The following is a 15,901-nucleotide window of genomic DNA, read 5'->3' as shown; positions in this document are numbered from 1 at the left end:
TGGCCATGGCTGTGCAAGGGTTAGACTCCGTGAGTAATGGGTTCTTTCCCATCAGTGCTTCAGGTATCATGGTTCGTTTGCTGGTGATCGCGGCACTGATTATTTTGAATGCTTTTTTTGTGGCGGCAGAATTTTCTATTGTGTCGGTGCGACGTTCCCGTATTGATCAGTTGGCTGCGGTGGGCGATGTTCAGGCTCAAACTGTGCAAAGTTTGCAGCAGAGCATTGATCGACTACTCCCTACTACACAAATTGGAATTACCCTGGCAAGTCTGGCCTTGGGCTGGATCGGTGAGGATACGATGGCTCTACTGTTGCATCAATGGCTGCGACATTTGCCCCTGCCAACGACGGTGGTTTCCCATGCGATCTCACTAGCAGTCGCATTTTGGACGCTCGCCTACCTCCAAATTGTTTTGGGAGAACTGGTGCCCAAGTCTTTGGCCCTGAGTTATTCAGAACAAACTTCCCGCTTGCTAGGTCCTGTTAGTTTGACGGTAGCTCGTCTGTTTTCACCCGTCGTCTGGGTCTTAAATCTCTCTACCCAAGGGTTTCTGAAGTTGATGGGTTTGCAGGAGCGCCGTCCGGCTGATGCTCAACTCACGTCTGATGAGTTGCAAATGATCATCAGTACTCCTACAGCCGTCCTCGACCTTGATCAAGAAGAGCGCGAAATTCTGAATAACGTTTTTGAAACTAGGGACTTTACAGTCGAAGATATCATGGTGCCCCGGACTCAAATCGTGGCCTTAGATGATACGGCTGTATGGCAAGATTTGCTCAATATGGTGGTGGAGACAGGTTATTCCCAGTTTCCACTACTCGGTGATTCCCTTGATGATATCAGCGGCATTCTAGACTTTCAGGCGATGGCGGAGCCCCTCGCAAAGGGGCAGCTCGCCTTGGCAACCCAGGTGGCTCCTTGGATGAAAGCAGCGCGGGTGGTGCCCACAGATTTACCTCTGAGCGATTTGCTCAGTCGGATGCAGCGATTAGACCATTCAATGATGATTGTGGTGGATAACTATGGTGGCACTGCGGGGTTGGTGACCTGGGCTGATGTTACGGCTGAGCTGATTGGCGACGAAGATGAAATGATTTCTGGGGATATTGCCTATTTAGATGACTATTCGGCTTTGGTGTCAGCGCAGATGGAGATCGATGCGGTGAATAAGCAGTTCATGCTATCTCTGCCCACGACTGAAGATTACCAAACGCTGGCAGGCTTTTTGATTCATGCTTTACAGAAAATCCCTAGGGCGGGAGAGCAGTTGAATTATAGTGATGACCTTATTTTTACTGTTAAGACTGTGAAGGGTCCGAAATTGGAGCAGATTCAAATTACACGTCGTCAATTGCCATTACGTCGCCGGGTCTCTCGTAGACAGCCTTGAAATTGACACAATAGGCCATCTTGGGATGCCGTAAATCGCCACAATTTTGACAGCGGGGGCGCATTGATGAGGAGACCGCATCAATGTCGTTGCTAATGATTTGGACTGATGTGTTGGCGGTTGCGGCGGCTGTGTCGACAGTCCCAGTTTCATACCTTTCGAGGGCAGCAACGCCAGAAAAATTAACGCTGTAAATGGACCAGATGGCTACAGTCAACCAAAGAATTTATAGGTGCTGTGGTAATATCTGGTTGACTTTAAGGAAAGTAAAGTCATTTTGGGAGTACATTGCTCTCTGGTGTGAGGGACCCTGGCGTGCAACAACGAGATTCTCAAATCGTAAGTGATATTCACGAAGATCTGATCCGCATCGGTGTGATTGGTGTTGGCAATATGGGGCAGCATCATGCACGGGTGCTGAGTCGGATCAAAGATGTACAGCTTGTTGGCATCGCAGATACCAATGTTGAGCGTGGGTTATCTACGGCAGGCAAGTATGGTGTCCGTTTTTTTGAGGACTATGATGAGCTCCTCAAGCATGTCGATGCAGTGTGTATTGCAGTCCCGACCAGGTTTCATCATATGGTGGGCATGGCCTGTTTGCAGGCAGGCGTGCATATGCTGATTGAAAAGCCCATCGCTGCTAGTATTACTGAGGCGGAGTCGTTGGTGAATGCAGCTGCGGAAGCCAACTGTATTCTGCAGGTGGGCCACATTGAGCGGTTTAACCCTTCGTTTCAGGAACTGCACAAGGTTTTAAAAACTGAAAAATTACTGGCTCTAGAAGCGCGACGGATGAGTCCCTATTCTCAGCGAGCCAATGATGTGTCTGTGGTTCTAGATCTCATGATCCACGACATTGACCTGCTGTTAGAACTGGCAGAAGCTCCAGTGGTCAAGCTAACGGCTAGTGGTAGTCGGGCTGGGGATTCTCCCTATTTAGACTATGTGACGGCTACCTTAGGATTTGCCAATGGTATTGTGGCTACCCTGACGGCCAGTAAGGTGACCCACCGTAAAATTCGCAGCATTGCCGCTCATTGCCAAAGCTCTCTGACCGAGGCTGACTTTCTCAATAATGAGATTTTGATTCATCGTCAGACAACGGCTAAGACGATGACTGATTATGGTCAAGTGCTCTATCGGCAGGATGGGTTAATTGAGAAGGTCTACACTAGCAACATTGAGCCACTGCACGCAGAACTAGAGCACTTTGTAAACTGTGCTCGTGTGGGCGGTAAACCCTCTGTGGGTGGTGAGCAAGCGCTCAAGGCTTTACGCTTGGCGAGCTTGATCGAGCAAATGGCCCTAGATGGTCAGGCTTGGAATACAGATGATGAGATGGCGGGCGTGTTGCAGGCGGTTACGGTATAGCTGTAATGACAACGGGTTCGATTGCGATCGCAACCATCTCACTATCCTGGGCGGCGATACCAAAAATCACTTCGCCTGCATGGGCCGTGAAGAAACAGCGGCGAATGCCATCAATAGTACGACATAGGGCAACGGTACCAGAGCGAATGTGCCAAGCCTGCTCGGGGCCATTGAGGGGAATAATTTCATCTTGTTCAATTCGGCACGCCGTTTGCAGTTGTGACTGGGGCGGTGCGCTCAAGATAGACATAGGACGATCAAATTGGCTAATGCTAGTCTTCTAGCATAAGCAAGGAATGGCTCAGCCTAGTCCGTTTCCTTATGTATCTTAGGAATGTTGAAATAAACTTTATGGAAACCTGATAGAGCGAGTTGTTATACCAAATCCGAATTTATTAAGCCTGATTAAAAATAGACAATCCTGTAGGGGCACTCCCTTGTGGATGCCCTTCGATACCGGGTGTTATCAGTCAGGATTTCGTATGAGACAGGGGCATTAGTTACACAAGTGATTGTAACGGCGAGATATGAGGCCTCAGGGTCGATAGCGCAATCCCTGCCCGCTGGGCTGCGATTACCCCCATCGCTTCCAAATAGGACTGTACCGTGATCACATTGAGGGTCAGGGTGGTGGCCTCTACTGAAAGCGCTGTGGTGTTGTCTTGGACGGCAATGATTTGGGTGGGGGTTTCACTCAAACTCAAGACAGTGCTACCCCCTAAGGTGCTGGCTGGCACAACTAAGGCGTCCACATCACTGGCACTGATGCTGTGGGGATGAGCGGTAGAGCTAAACTGAGGCGCTTTGCTCAGACCAGCTAAAACACAGGGTAGAAATGTGTAGCCAATTTCCTCAGCGGCGGAGCGAGGAGAAATGGTTGGATCAAGGGGTAAAGGTTTTAATGCGGGCGCGTGGGCACAGGGGATTTGGAACTGCCGCACGACTAGATGACTAATGATGGCTTCTGCTCCTGCGAGAGGATCTACGCCATTGCCTTGGCGATAGGCGTTTAGCGCTTCGCTGTCCATATCATCAGGAAAGCGAGCGATCACGGCAATGGCGTTACAGCCAGCTTGGAGTAAAGGCTCTACAGCTCGTAGCAGGCTATCAGGGTGTTCCAGGGTTCCCCACGTGGCAGCTTGGGATTGCTTGAGTTTGACGCCCAAGGGCACATCGGTAGTTGCGTAGCCGCGAATATCTAGTCCTAACGTAGCCCTAGCGGCATCGGCAGCTTGCAGATGTCGCCAGCGCAGGTCGTCTTCAATCGCCTGATCAAAGACTATCCCAATGGCATTCTGATGGACTGGCTGTAGATGCCAGCGACCAGCGGCAAACTGGTCCAGACCATAGCCCTCGACATAGGAGGCATTGGATAGGGGCCAGTAGAGCTGGGCTCCATTCAGAACGTTGGGGTGCGTGATCAGATGGTCAGTGATGGTTGCGATCGCGCGGGCCACTGGTAAAGCATCACCAGCATAGCCACCAATCGCTGCTCCTACCCCCGTAGGGATAATCATCATGGTGGTGTGTAGGCGTTTCTTCATAGCGGCTGGGGGTCCACCACTGTGACGACTGCTTCTATATGGGCCGTGATTCCCTCTACTGATGTGATTGCCCATCTCAGGGGCTCACCGTAGGACTGTAGTTGGGCTTCAATCTCGTTTCTGAGATCGATACCGCTAGACTGCAGTTCGACCGTCATCTGTACAAACTTTGTGGTCAGCGATGGGCTGTGATCTGCCGTGCTATTTTTCACCTCTATCACTGATAAGTGTGGTGGGCTATGCCCACCCTCCAGCTATTACATACGGGACGACTACATACGGGACGAGGATGTTTATCCTTGAAATTGGCCAAATTGAGCTTGGTAAACTTCGTCTTCTTTTTCCGTCTCTAGCTTGATGTCAGAGGTGGGATAAGCGACACATAGTAGAGCATAGCCTTGGTCCTGAAGCTCTTGACTGACCCCCATCCCATCTTCCTGGGAGACGGTACCTGCGGTGATCAGTGCGGCGCAGGTAGTGCATACGCCAGCACTACAAGATGTGGGGAGGTCGATGCCAGCAGCTTGACCCGCTTCTAAAATAGTTTGCTTGCCATCGACTGCGATGGTTTGAACCGTGCCTTGATGGGTGATTTCGACAGAATAAGTTGCCATTGTGCAGATTATTTGACAGATACTTTCAAAAGAGTTTTAAACATTAGTCAGTCTGAAACAGACATCCATTAAACATCTGTGGATTTCTAAGCTTGAGATTTTTCTTGAAAGACGCGCTCAAATTCTTCGAGTAAATCATCCATCTCCTCTAGAGCCTGATTGACATCGATACGCAACGTTCCTAGATTAGGCTGCTCTAGTAGCTGCACTAGAGAATTTCGTTTTACTCTAATTTGTTCAATTTGCGTTTTAAGCATCTCTAGGGTCATGGTGCTGTCTTCTCCCAACGTCTACACACTTCAGAATAAGCAAATTTGGGTGATCAATGCCAGAGACAAGGTCTTGGGCATTCCTGGAGCAGAAAGGAGGTTTGTTCGGGGGCTCAAGTCAAATCCCTTTACTATGGGTTTAGTTCGATTACCATACCTCACCACTCACCTTCTTTTTTATTCCTGCATATGCTACGCAAAATTCCTCTCGGTGGTGTTTTACTATCAATCGGCTCTATTCTCACCATTGTTGGCTTTGTTGCTTACTTTAGAGATATGGCTACCTTAAACTTGGCGGGGTTTTTCTATGGAATCCCAATCTTGTTGGGGGGAGCGGCGTTACGAGCGGCTGAGCTAGAGCCGGTACCCTATAGCCAAGAGCCCAGTGATACGGTGATTGACCTCAGAAATAAAACGGCAACCCAAACTCAAAACCAGGTGCGCAAAGATGTGACTCGCTATCGTTACGGTCAGGATGCTCATCTGGATATTGCCCTAGAGCGGCTTGGTCTGAGTCCTAATGACAAGCAGCGACCTGTACTCAGTGGTTTACGGGAAGAACTGCGCGATGGTGCCTATGCTTTAGTACTGGAGTTTGAGTCTCCCTACATGCCTCTGGATACTTGGCAGGAAAAGCATAGCAAAATCGAAAAATTCTTTGGTCCCAATATCCGCGCTGAGATTCAGGCTATGGTTGATGACCAGATGGAGTTGGCGTTGATTGCGATGGCTTAGGGATAATTGATATTACATCCAATTAAAAAAATCGAGTTAGGTAGAGGATTAGGTACTGATAATGCCTGACCATTGTACTTGCTTGAGTTTGGTGCGGCGGTAGGAGAAAAACCGCTCGGGTTCTTGATAAGTACAGTGGGGCGCTGCGGCTACCTGTTCCGCCGATACACCTAGCTGCTCCAGTTGGATTTCGTTGATACGGCGCACGTCGAGACGAACATGGCCAGGTTTTTTGTCTGGTAGCAGGGGAGGATTATCCAGATTGAGTAAATGGTCGATCACAGCTGCTGGATCAGTAAACTGCTCGGTGTCAACAATACTCATGCCAATTTCAGTGGCCACATCTTCGCCGACCTGATAAACTTCACCCGCGATTGCAGGTCCAAGCAGGACCTGTATATCCTCAAGTTGAGATCCTTGGGCCTGGAGTTGAGCAATGGCCACTGGCACAATCTTTTGGGCTGTACCCCGCCAACCAGCATGGGCTGCTGCTACCTGACCTGTGCGCTTGTCAGCAATTAATGCAGGTGTGCAGTCTGCGGTACATACCCACATGGCTTGGCCCGCTTTATCACTAAAACAGCCGTCAGCATGGGGACGCTGAACCTCCTCTTCTGTTGTCGTACTGGCCCCACTAGTTACTAAGGTTTTAGTGCCGGTTCGAATATCTATGGGAGCCAGTACGACGTTGCCATGGACTTGCTTGGTTCTCAAAACTTCGGCCTCTGGATTTAAGGCCGAAGTGAGGGCTTCAGGTCTTTGGGGGGCAAAGGCTGATGTAAAAAAACCGTGAGGTTGTGAAATCAGATCGCAGGTCAAGTAGGATTTACCCTGCCAGGTCTGCCAGGTCCAGTTATTCATGGGAGAGGATGATTTAAAGGGTGAGTAGCATCAAGATTGACACGCTACCAGCTTAGCCTTTACTTGCGATCTCAATTTCAACAGACCATATTCTAGACCTTCAACCACTGCTTGATAGGAGGCTTCCAAGATATTGGGAGATAACCCTACTGTGGTCCAACGAGATTCACCATCACTAAACTCCACAAGGACTCTGGTTTTAGCAGCAGTGCCCGCAGCACTGTCAAGAATGCGCACCTTGTAGTCCGTTAGATAAAATCGCTCTAATTCTGGATAAAATCGCTCCAGCGCCTTGCGGAGTGCGTTATCAAGCGCCTCAACAGGACCGTTGCCTTCAGCGGCATGGAGTAAGTTTTTGCCATCTACAGCTATTTTGACAGTGGCCAATGAATAGCTGCTAGCGGGGGACTCAGGGGAGTGATTAACGGTACCAGTCCCATAGGGCATGCGCTCGCAATGGACCTGGAATCCATGGATATCAAACATGTTAGGACGCTGCCCCAAAGCCTCTCGCATGAGTAATTCAAAACTGGCCTCTGCTGCTTCAAACTGATATCCTTCATCTTCCAGGCACTTAAGCCTTTGGAGTAAATGTCGCGAGGTGGGGTTAGTCCGATCAAGCTGGAGCCCAAAACTACGGGCTTTGGCCATAACATTGCTCAGCCCGGCTTGATCGGAAATCACTATACGACGGCGATTGCCAACAGCATCCGGTTCAACATGCTCGTAGGTACTAGGATTACGTTCCACAGCACTGACATGGATCCCCCCTTTGTGGGCAAAGGCCGATAGTCCTACATAAGGAGCATGGTCATCTGGGGCCAGGTTAACGACTTCGCTGACATAGCGGCTGGTCTCTGTCAAGCTGGCTAGTTTGTGGGCAGGCAGGCAATTATAGCCAAGCTTTAGTTGCAAATTGGGAATTAAAGAACACAGGTTTGCATTGCCACACCGCTCACCATATCCATTGATTGTGCCTTGGATCATGGTGGCTCCTTCGATCGCCGCAGTTACGGCATTGGCGACCGCCATTTCTCCATCATTATGGGTATGAATGCCTAGCCGAGGTAGATTATCCAGGTTGAGTGTGGTTAACCATTGGCTAACTGTCCGCACAACGTCGGTAATTTGATGGGGCAACATGCCGCCGTTAGTGTCACATAACACCAGCCACTCAGCCCCCGCTCGAATCGCTGCCTCTAATGTCTGTACAGCATAGGTTGGATTATTTAAATAACCATCAAACCAATGTTCTGCATCGTAAATGACCCGTCGCCCCTGCTTTCTTAAATAGGCGACTGAATCATAGATCATCGATAAATTTTCATTGAGATCTGTTTTGAGACTTTCAGTGACGTGCAGATCCCAGGATTTTCCAAACAGAGTTACCCAATTTGTTCTGGCGGCTAGCGCTGCGGCTAAGGTGACATCCTCTGCGACCGGACACCTAGGACGTCGGGTAGAGCAAAAGGCAACTATTTCCGCCTGACGTAAGGGTTGTTGCTGTAGTTGGGCAAAAAATTGTCCATCCTTTGGGTTAGCCCCTGGCCATCCTCCTTCAATAAAAGGAATACCTAAATCATCTAGACGGCGAGCAATATTGAGTTTGTCCTCAACGGAAAGGGATAATCCCTCTCGCTGGGCACCGTCTCGCAGGGTCGTATCGTAAATCCAAAGCTGAGTATGGGAAGGCATAGCAACAGAAAACACAATGCAATTAATGAAGCTTGGAAATGTATTGGGCAGGGATGCTCCCTGTAGTAAATGCTGAGTTGCAAAAAATTAACTTTGTTTACTTTTTATCGTTTGGATAAACTGAAATTTAAAGACCCTGTGTACTGAGTTTAGACCTTAGATGAAGCTATCCACAACCTAAAATAAAAAATCTGTTTGGATCAGTACTTCTTTGAGCTAAAGGTGCTTGGCAGCATTTTATACGTCCAGTTATTCCAGTTTTTTTTGATTTATTTGAGAAATATAATGCCACCCCACTTCTGTGTGTTAGAGGAAAGCCATGAGAACGTTCAGTCTATGGGGTAATGGCTCAATCAGCAATCTGAAATATTCGCGATTGGAAAACCTCAGTATTTTGCGCATTTAAACTGTTATTTATCAAACTACTCATGCACGCTTTAATATGTCATATCAAAAGAAATCTACGTTTTAATTTGAAAGTCTTAACTTAATAATTCCCATGCCAAAAGTTATTGCTCAAGGAAAAACCTTTGAATGTGAAGTAGGTGCCAATCTACGACGGGTGCTATTAGGGAATGACATTGCGTTATATAACGGCAAGGCAAGATTGATTAACTGCCGGGGACTCGGTAGTTGTGGTACCTGTGCTGTGATGATTGATGGGGAGGTGTCATCGCCCAATTGGCGAGATCGGGGGCGGCGTTCTCTCCCGCCTCATGTCCCTGAGCGCCCGTTACGTTTAGCCTGTCAAACAAGGGTTCTGGGAGAGATTACTGTGACTAAATACGATCAATTTTGGGGTCAGGGACAAAACATAATTTGGTAATGCCTGATCCTTAGATGCAAATCGGAAGTTCAAATTTGAGCAAAGTTGTTAGAGTTAGTATCGCTGTTTCTAGCGTGGGTGTCTCCATTTGTTAGAAACTGCGCGATGATACAAATTGAATGTTGCTGTTCCTTTGTAAAATCAGCAATGGCAAGTCGGTGGTAGTCAGGAGGGAATAGAGATATGAATAAGTTTATTTTGGGTGGCATTCTGGCTGCGATTTCCTTGATGGCGATTTATGGGACTAGTGCCTCTGATCAGGTGATTTCTCGGGTTGATGGGACTGATCGTGGGTCTAGTCAACCAAATTTTGGCCAGGCGAAACCTACGACTGACAAGTCGGTTTTAGCGATAAATACCACAGAGACTACAGAAACTACAGGGACTGAAAACAATCCGTTTACAGAGGTGAGTGCTCGGACGCCATTGGAGAAGGCTGGCACTTTCCCCCAGCGCCAGACAATTGGTGCTAACCCCAATTTTGGTACGACAACGAATACAACGGGTGGTGATGATACGGATGGAGGGGTGGTTGAAGCGCCTGCTCCCACAACTCAGCCGCCGACTACAACTGGGGGGAATGCCACGACAACACCTCCAGCGACTACGACTCCTGCTCAAACTCCGGAGCCAATCCGAGCCCTTTGGTAGGCGCGTTGTAAGTGTATCTAGTTTTATTAGAGAGGTCGTTAATAGGAATCTATGGGTCAGGCAGATGTACTGGTGGTGGGCGGCGGTATTATTGGGCTTGCGATCGCAACCGAGCTACGTCAGCAAGGCGCTAACGTTACCGTACTCAGCCGTGATTTTAAAGCTGCGGCAGGACATGCAGCAGCAGGCATGCTGGCTCCTAGTGCCGAAGGCTTGACGGGATCGATGTTAGAGCTGAGCCAGCGGAGTCTGGCTCTTTATCCGGACTGGAGTCGCAAATTAGAAGAACTCACGGGCCAAGACACTGGCTATTGGCCCTCGGGTATCCTCACTCCTCTTTTTGACTCAGCATCTGCCTCGCCAACTGTGCTGAGTCAGGCGGCAGTCCATTACTACCAGCCCGATCTTAGTGCTGATGTTACCGGGGGCTACTGGTACCCCGAAGAGGGGCAGGCGGATAACCGTGCTTTACTCAAAGCATTACGCATAGCGGCCCAAGAGTTGGGGGTGGATATCCAAGAAGGTGTGAGTGCTGAAGCCTTTTTACAGCAAAATCACCATGTCACCGGTATTCTCACTACCCATGGCCACCAGCAAGCGGGGCATTATGTGTTGGCTGCTGGCGCTTGGTCACGTGACTTGTTGCCGGTCCCTGTCAAGCCTCGGAAGGGACAGCTGGTGGCTTTGCTCACACCACCGGATTCTCCCTATGCGCTCAAGCGAGTGCTGTATGGTGAGCATATTTATATTGTGCCGCGTAAAGATGGCCGGGTTATTTTGGGGGCGACGGATGAGGATGTAGGGTTTGCTCCCCATAATACGGCCATGGGGGTAGCACAATTGCTGAATGAGGCGACGCGATTGTACCCGCCTTTGGCGGATTTTCCCTTGCAGGAATGTTGGTGGGGATATCGTCCAGTGACACCAGACGAGGCTCCTATTTTGGGGACAAGTCCATGCAACAATTTGACGCTGGCAACGGGACATCATCGCAATGGTGTGTTGCTGACACCGGTGACGGCAAAGCTGATTGTGGAAGCAATTCAGGGTCAGCCGGATCCATTGTTAGACGCATTTGATTGGGAGCGGTTTATCGGGACGGGAGATGCGGTGGGCATGGCCCACCACCCTACTCCTGCGCCCCCTATCTCCCCTGCTCTTCCTGCTGTCGATCCGTTGGGTTGCGCTAGCTCAACCCAACCAACATCGTTTCCCATTCCTACAACAATGCAAACTCTTTCTGCTCCGCCTGTTACTGACGACGATGCCCTGGTCATTGCTGGGCGCTCTTTTTCATCTCGATTAATGACGGGAACAGGTAAATTTGACAACTTTGAGACGATGCGGTCGAGCTTGGCAGCGAGCGGTAGCGAGATTGTGACGGTGGCTGTGCGTCGGGTACAGACAAATGCCCCTGGTCATGAGGGGCTGGCGCAAGCGATTGATTGGACCAAAATCTGGATGTTGCCGAATACGGCGGGCTGTACCAGTGCGGATGAGGCGATTCGAGTGGCACGGCTGGGTCGGGAAATGGCTAAATTGTTGGGCCAAGAAGACAACAACTTTGTCAAACTAGAAGTGATTCCCGATGCCAAATATTTGTTGCCTGATCCAATCGGCACCCTGCGCGCGGCGGAACAACTTGTAAAAGAGGGATTTGCGGTGCTGCCCTATGTGAATGCGGATCCAATTTTGGCAAAATATCTTGAAGAAGCAGGGTGTGCGACGGTGATGCCGTTGGGGTCTCCCATTGGGTCAGGGCAGGGGGTGCGCAATGCGGCCAATATCCAGATCATTGTGGAGAATGCAAAGATTCCGGTGGTGGTGGATGCGGGCATTGGCAGTCCCAGTGAAGCGGCGGAGTCCATGGAGCTGGGGGCAGATGCGTTGTTGATTAATACTGCGATCGCAAAAGCCCAGGACCCGATCAAAATGGGCAGAGCCATGGGCCTAGCGACTGAGGCCGGACGCTTAGCCTACTTAGCTGGCCGTATCCCCATCAAAGCCTACGCCAGTGCTAGTTCTCCATTAACAGGTACCATTACTGGTCAGTAACCTAGATTCATAGAAACTGGCATGATCTCGATGGCATCAACTATATTCGATACGGAATCGAATCCATTGAGGTGTTTTCATGAGATTTGTACAGTTTTTTCCGCGTTTAGGCATTCTTGTGCCTCTGGCCGTGGTGCTTGGACTGAGTGCGATGGTCGGAGTGCAGGCTGAGGAACTCAGTCTGGATGAACTGTACAAGCTCTGTAGCAGTTTTCCGTTTAATTCTCGATGTGAAGGATTTGAAGCGCCTGTGCCCCTGGATGATCGAGATGGCACTCAGGTTAACTGCGGTCTCGATTTATCTCAGGTGGACGCCTCCGGGAACTGTCGTCTCTTAATCGAAGACAATACCCTGGTTGTGTATGCCGAGGAGGGCGATCCTATTGAACCCTTGGATAATCAAAAAGGCAGCCGAGAGATTCGGCTACCTTTTGATCAGATTTTTTCCACGGCTTTACGAATTTGGGATCGTGAGGTGGATGCGACTGCCTTTCTGGTGGGTGGCACGCTCTATATTCAGCGTGATGAGGCTGAATATGATGGGTTTGAACGTGACTATGTTCCGGGAGATGGAGACGAAAGAGAAGGCCGGGGTAAAGAAGATTTTGCGGAGGTTGCCATTAGCTTTGTGGAGTCTCTTGATACTGAGGACCACCGGAGTAATATCTTGCGGATTACAGCAACAGAAGAATTCGGAGCCTATTTGCTTGAGCAGTTAGGAACAGGCGATATTGGTGCTATTCAAAATACACTGACTACGCCACAACTCTCGGTTGCCGATCCTAGACAGCAGTTGATTGATACGGATGCCTGTATCCGCTGTGATCTGAGCGGTGTAGATTTGAGTGAATTGGATTTAGAGAAAGTTAATTTAGAAGGGGCTAATCTAGCGGCAGCTAATCTGGCAGGGGTTGATTTCTCGGGGGCCTATTTGGTCGGTGCCAACTTGAGTGGCGCAAATCTCACAGAAACCGATCTGAGCCGGGCCAAGCTAGGTCTGGCTGATATGTCAGGAGCGATGATGGAATCGGTAGATTTACATGCGGCCAGTTTACCCTTGGCTAATTTGCAGGATGCGGTGATGTCCAAGGCGGAGTTAGGCGGTGTCCATTTAGCCGGTGCCAATCTAACCAATGTGGACCTGAGTGAGGCCGATCTCACAGAGTTTACCTCCACCGGATTTATTCCGTTTTTGGGATTGCAACGCTTTCGGCTCTATGCCAATCTGCGAGGCGCTGACCTGAGTGGCAGTGTTCTTACCCTGGCTGATTTTGACGATGCCATTCTAGCCGATGCTAACCTGATGGGAGCAGACTTATCGGACGCAAATCTCAATGATGTTGCCCTGCGTGGAGCTGACCTGACCGGAGCCATCGTTTCTGAGGAAGCTCTGTCTGAGGCTAAGCTCTGCGGGGCAACGATGCCCAATGGAGAGCTGTTCACAGAGGACTGTGAACCGGAGTCAGACGCTACCGAGTAACGGGGCCTACTCTTGAGCATCTAGCACACAGGCTGTTGCGATCAGCGTTTTACCTTGATCGCTAACTACTGTGCAGGTGGGCGTCAGTTGTTGCAATGCTGAAGGCTGTTGCTGCATCTGATTAATGGCGGTAGTCCATGCTGTTTCAAACTGACGTAACCACATACCAGGCATGGCTTCTGGATTGAATGATTGCTCATCAATTAACCAAAAGTCAATGCCATAGTCAGTAATAATTGACTTGAGTACCGATAGCTCAGGACTGTACTGAGCGGTGATCAGATCTAGGATCCGTGACCGAATTTGATTGTAATATCCCTGGTGATACGCCAAACTATGGCCACGGCTGATCATGACAGAACGCCCTGTAAACGCAGGAATGTTTTCAGATTCATGGGCTAGGGAGGCAATCCGAATGTCTTTAGGTTGTTCCTGGATATATTCGTAAAGTGCTGTGCGATCTGAGTCGATATATACCGAATTCAGAAAGCTATCGAGTAATAAAGGATAGCCGACAGTAATCAAAGTGGTTCCTGCTACCATTGCTAGGGCAATGGTTTGACGCCATAGCTGTTGTGGTTGACGAGACAATCGTCGTAGTCCCGCGTCTAGCAATGTAACGATCACCATAGCGGCGGCTAAAGCCACAATTACTTTTAAGGAATGACGACTATATCGACTGGGTAAATGCAGCCGGAACAGGACGCTATGGGATAGAAAAAACAGGATGATTGAGGCCAATCCCAGTTGCGTAATCAATGCACCATGGCGAGTGACCTTTTTAAGCAGTGGTAGTTTTAGCCATAGTATTAGGGGGAAGAAGAGGGACAGACAAATGGTGGTGGGAACACTGGGGGGCAATAACCCACTGCGTCCTGAAAATAGCCAATATCTAGACCAAGCATCATAGAAAAAAGCATTGCGTCCGCCGGGTTGAAATTCGGCCATGGTTTTGGCTTGTTCCAAGGTAACTACGGGGCCATAGGGCGATGTGGTGAGTACGTAGGGTAAAAGGACCAATGTCGCAACTATGGAGCCAATGATCAAAAATCTCAAACTGCTTCGTCTATCGCTGTGTGGCCATACTGTTCGTAGTGCTAATAACAAGACTGAAATGAACACCAGATGTGGATAAAATAGGCCCTGTAGTCCAATAACAACTACGCATCCCCAAAGTTTTCTCTCCGAGATATAGAACAACAATGCCAAAATTAGCAACACACTAAAGGCTTTTGGTGTGCCAGAGGCCAGCTCATCCCACATCCATAGGGACTGGTTGAGAATTAGGGTATTAATAAAAGCGACTAGGGGAACTGGAATAATGGCTAAAGCCAGGTAGAAAGTATAGACGGTGCCCGCCAAGCCGATAATGGGGGGTAACAGCTTATGGAATATCAGCGGATGGATGCCTAATATCGCCCCTAGGCGATATAGGACTTTATATCCCACGGGGGCTACAGACTGAAAATAGTCGGCAATAATGTCATTGGGAAACAGACTTGGGTCCACATATCGCCACATCCAAAATACATGTTGCCGAGCATCGTCCTGGATCGAGTAGGGATGTTCAAATGCCAGCCGCCAAAATAGAATGCCGTAGAGCATGGCGATTATCAGGCTGGCTGTCAACCAGATGCGTTGATTTCTGGGTGTGGAACGTAGGCCGTACTGATCAAGCCAATGAACGATAGTCTTCACAGTGATACCCCCAACCAAGTCAGGCCCATATTACTAAATACCGGGCTTAGGCTGCGGGAAATGGGATGCTGCTGCCAAGATTTTCGTGACTGACAGGTTTGATACGAAATCCTGGCTGATAGCACCCGGTATCGAAGGGCATCCACAAGGGAGTGCCCCTAGAAGTGGTTAATTAGGATATGGCTTTGACCAGGACTAAATCACCGTCGATCATGGCTTCATAGGGGGCTAAGGGTTCGGTGGCGGGGCCGTTGGCAACACTACCGTCGATATTGAATTTTGATCCATGGCAGGGGCAGGCAAAGGCGTTATCTTTCCATTCGACACCACAGCCTTGGTGGGTGCACATGGAGTTGAGGGCGATCACACCGTCGGCGTTGTCTGGGTCGCGAATGACAATGACGGGACCTGCGATAAAGCCTTTCTTGCCAAGATAACCTTTTGTATCCAGGTCGGTAACGGTACCTAGAGCGGCAAATCCATCTGCTCTAGGGGTTTCATCGATTTTTACTGCTGGAACTTCTGGGGTGCTATCAGCAGGGGTATCGGATATGGTGTCTTCGGATTTACAGGCTGCGATCGCAACCGGCAACGACGTGGCAATTAACCCCAGCCCTACTAGATTTCCAAATTCGCGACGTTTCATGGCAAAAAATCCTCTCTCTCTGTTGTATCAGTGCTGAATATGAGGAATAGTCGATATTC

The 15,901-nt window shown here is 49.4% G+C and carries 16 protein-coding genes; 7 read left to right on the top strand and 9 right to left on the bottom strand.

Annotation, left to right across the window (positions count from 1 at the left end):
* The first annotated feature begins 5 nt into the window (after window positions 1–5).
* On the top strand, window positions 6–1,394 hold the full coding sequence (locus IXB50_RS06920) for a hemolysin family protein (RefSeq protein ID WP_215608213.1): 1,389 nt from the start codon (window positions 6–8) through the stop codon (window positions 1,392–1,394).
* Between the two features lie 315 nt (window positions 1,395–1,709).
* Window positions 1,710–2,768, top strand: a complete 1,059-nt coding sequence (locus IXB50_RS06915) for a Gfo/Idh/MocA family oxidoreductase (RefSeq protein WP_215608212.1) — start codon at window positions 1,710–1,712, stop codon at window positions 2,766–2,768.
* On the opposite strand, the gene IXB50_RS06910 is transcribed toward IXB50_RS06915, so the two are convergent.
* From IXB50_RS06910 to IXB50_RS06890, 5 genes are all read right to left on the bottom strand, one after another.
* The gene (locus IXB50_RS06910; RefSeq protein WP_215608211.1) at window positions 2,758–3,018 is read right to left on the bottom strand and encodes a hypothetical protein; all 261 of its coding nucleotides are present in this window, start codon (window positions 3,016–3,018) and stop codon (window positions 2,758–2,760) included. The genes IXB50_RS06915 and IXB50_RS06910 overlap by 11 nt on opposite strands.
* Before the next feature lie 250 nt (window positions 3,019–3,268).
* Window positions 3,269–4,312, bottom strand: coding sequence for a DUF3326 domain-containing protein (locus IXB50_RS06905; RefSeq protein ID WP_246564193.1), 1,044 nt, complete (start codon window positions 4,310–4,312; stop codon window positions 3,269–3,271).
* Entirely contained in the window at window positions 4,309–4,524 is a 216-nt protein-coding gene (locus IXB50_RS06900; RefSeq protein WP_246564213.1) for a hypothetical protein, read from the bottom strand. The genes IXB50_RS06905 and IXB50_RS06900 overlap by 4 nt, the downstream gene beginning before the upstream one ends.
* A gap of 81 nt (window positions 4,525–4,605) precedes the next feature.
* A complete protein-coding gene (locus IXB50_RS06895) occupies window positions 4,606–4,926 on the bottom strand; it encodes a 2Fe-2S iron-sulfur cluster-binding protein (RefSeq protein WP_215608210.1) in 321 nt (106 codons plus the stop codon).
* Between the two features lie 86 nt (window positions 4,927–5,012).
* Complete coding sequence (locus IXB50_RS06890; protein WP_215608209.1) at window positions 5,013–5,195, bottom strand: hypothetical protein; 183 nt, start codon at window positions 5,193–5,195, stop codon at window positions 5,013–5,015.
* Between the two features lie 189 nt (window positions 5,196–5,384).
* Between IXB50_RS06890 and IXB50_RS06885 the strand changes: the two genes are divergently transcribed.
* Window positions 5,385–5,930, top strand: a complete 546-nt coding sequence (locus tag IXB50_RS06885) for a DUF2854 domain-containing protein (protein WP_215608208.1) — start codon at window positions 5,385–5,387, stop codon at window positions 5,928–5,930.
* 48 nt (window positions 5,931–5,978) lie between these two features.
* Here the strand turns inward: IXB50_RS06885 and pgeF are convergent, their stop codons facing one another.
* Together pgeF and cimA are read right to left on the bottom strand one after the other, a co-directional pair.
* A complete protein-coding gene (gene pgeF / locus IXB50_RS06880) occupies window positions 5,979–6,791 on the bottom strand; it encodes a peptidoglycan editing factor PgeF (protein ID WP_215608207.1) in 813 nt (270 codons plus the stop codon).
* Window positions 6,792–6,821: 30 nt separating this feature from the next.
* Complete coding sequence (gene cimA / locus IXB50_RS06875; protein ID WP_215608206.1) at window positions 6,822–8,486, bottom strand: citramalate synthase; 1,665 nt, start codon at window positions 8,484–8,486, stop codon at window positions 6,822–6,824.
* Between the two features lie 499 nt (window positions 8,487–8,985).
* On the opposite strand from cimA, the gene IXB50_RS06870 reads away from it, so the two are divergent.
* The 4 genes from IXB50_RS06870 (at window position 8,986) to IXB50_RS06855 (ending at window position 13,498) form a co-directional block, all read left to right on the top strand.
* Window positions 8,986–9,312, top strand: coding sequence for a 2Fe-2S iron-sulfur cluster-binding protein (locus IXB50_RS06870; RefSeq protein WP_215608205.1), 327 nt, complete (start codon window positions 8,986–8,988; stop codon window positions 9,310–9,312).
* 183 nt (window positions 9,313–9,495) lie between these two features.
* Window positions 9,496–9,963, top strand: coding sequence for a hypothetical protein (locus IXB50_RS06865; RefSeq protein WP_215608204.1), 468 nt, complete (start codon window positions 9,496–9,498; stop codon window positions 9,961–9,963).
* 51 nt (window positions 9,964–10,014) lie between these two features.
* On the top strand, window positions 10,015–12,018 hold the full coding sequence (gene thiO / locus IXB50_RS22605) for a glycine oxidase ThiO (RefSeq protein WP_215608203.1): 2,004 nt from the start codon (window positions 10,015–10,017) through the stop codon (window positions 12,016–12,018).
* 79 nt (window positions 12,019–12,097) lie between these two features.
* The gene (locus tag IXB50_RS06855) at window positions 12,098–13,498 is read left to right on the top strand and encodes a pentapeptide repeat-containing protein (RefSeq protein ID WP_215608202.1); all 1,401 of its coding nucleotides are present in this window, start codon (window positions 12,098–12,100) and stop codon (window positions 13,496–13,498) included.
* 6 nt (window positions 13,499–13,504) lie between these two features.
* Here the strand turns inward: IXB50_RS06855 and IXB50_RS06850 are convergent, their stop codons facing one another.
* Window positions 13,505–15,196: a hypothetical protein gene (locus tag IXB50_RS06850; protein ID WP_215608201.1), complete on the bottom strand. Its 1,692-nt coding sequence runs from the start codon at window positions 15,194–15,196 to the stop codon at window positions 13,505–13,507.
* A gap of 172 nt (window positions 15,197–15,368) precedes the next feature.
* Window positions 15,369–15,842 carry a QcrA and Rieske domain-containing protein gene (locus tag IXB50_RS06845; RefSeq protein ID WP_215608200.1) on the bottom strand — a complete coding sequence of 158 codons (474 nt, stop codon included), beginning with the start codon at window positions 15,840–15,842 and terminating at the stop codon, window positions 15,369–15,371.
* Window positions 15,843–15,901: the final 59 nt, after the last annotated feature.

Source organism: Leptothoe spongobia TAU-MAC 1115, assembly GCF_018739885.1.
Taxonomy (GTDB): domain Bacteria; phylum Cyanobacteriota; class Cyanobacteriia; order Phormidesmidales; family Phormidesmidaceae; genus Leptothoe; species Leptothoe spongobia.
This window is presented reverse-complemented; position numbering and strand designations above follow the sequence as displayed.

Coding starts and splice junctions, on each gene's coding strand:
- IXB50_RS06905 (WP_246564193.1), bottom strand. CDS start 4,312: ATGAAGAAACGCCTACACACCACCATGATGATTATCCCTACGGGGGTA.
- IXB50_RS06870 (WP_215608205.1), top strand. CDS start 8,986: ATGCCAAAAGTTATTGCTCAAGGAAAAACCTTTGAATGTGAAGTAGGT.
- pgeF (WP_215608207.1), bottom strand. CDS start 6,791: ATGAATAACTGGACCTGGCAGACCTGGCAGGGTAAATCCTACTTGACC.
- IXB50_RS06855 (WP_215608202.1), top strand. CDS start 12,098: ATGAGATTTGTACAGTTTTTTCCGCGTTTAGGCATTCTTGTGCCTCTG.
- IXB50_RS06910 (WP_215608211.1), bottom strand. CDS start 3,018: ATGTCTATCTTGAGCGCACCGCCCCAGTCACAACTGCAAACGGCGTGC.
- IXB50_RS06920 (WP_215608213.1), top strand. CDS start 6: ATGGCTGTGCAAGGGTTAGACTCCGTGAGTAATGGGTTCTTTCCCATC.
- IXB50_RS06890 (WP_215608209.1), bottom strand. CDS start 5,195: ATGACCCTAGAGATGCTTAAAACGCAAATTGAACAAATTAGAGTAAAA.
- IXB50_RS06845 (WP_215608200.1), bottom strand. CDS start 15,842: ATGAAACGTCGCGAATTTGGAAATCTAGTAGGGCTGGGGTTAATTGCC.
- thiO (WP_215608203.1), top strand. CDS start 10,015: ATGGGTCAGGCAGATGTACTGGTGGTGGGCGGCGGTATTATTGGGCTT.
- IXB50_RS06885 (WP_215608208.1), top strand. CDS start 5,385: ATGCTACGCAAAATTCCTCTCGGTGGTGTTTTACTATCAATCGGCTCT.
- IXB50_RS06895 (WP_215608210.1), bottom strand. CDS start 4,926: ATGGCAACTTATTCTGTCGAAATCACCCATCAAGGCACGGTTCAAACC.
- cimA (WP_215608206.1), bottom strand. CDS start 8,486: ATGCCTTCCCATACTCAGCTTTGGATTTACGATACGACCCTGCGAGAC.
- IXB50_RS06865 (WP_215608204.1), top strand. CDS start 9,496: ATGAATAAGTTTATTTTGGGTGGCATTCTGGCTGCGATTTCCTTGATG.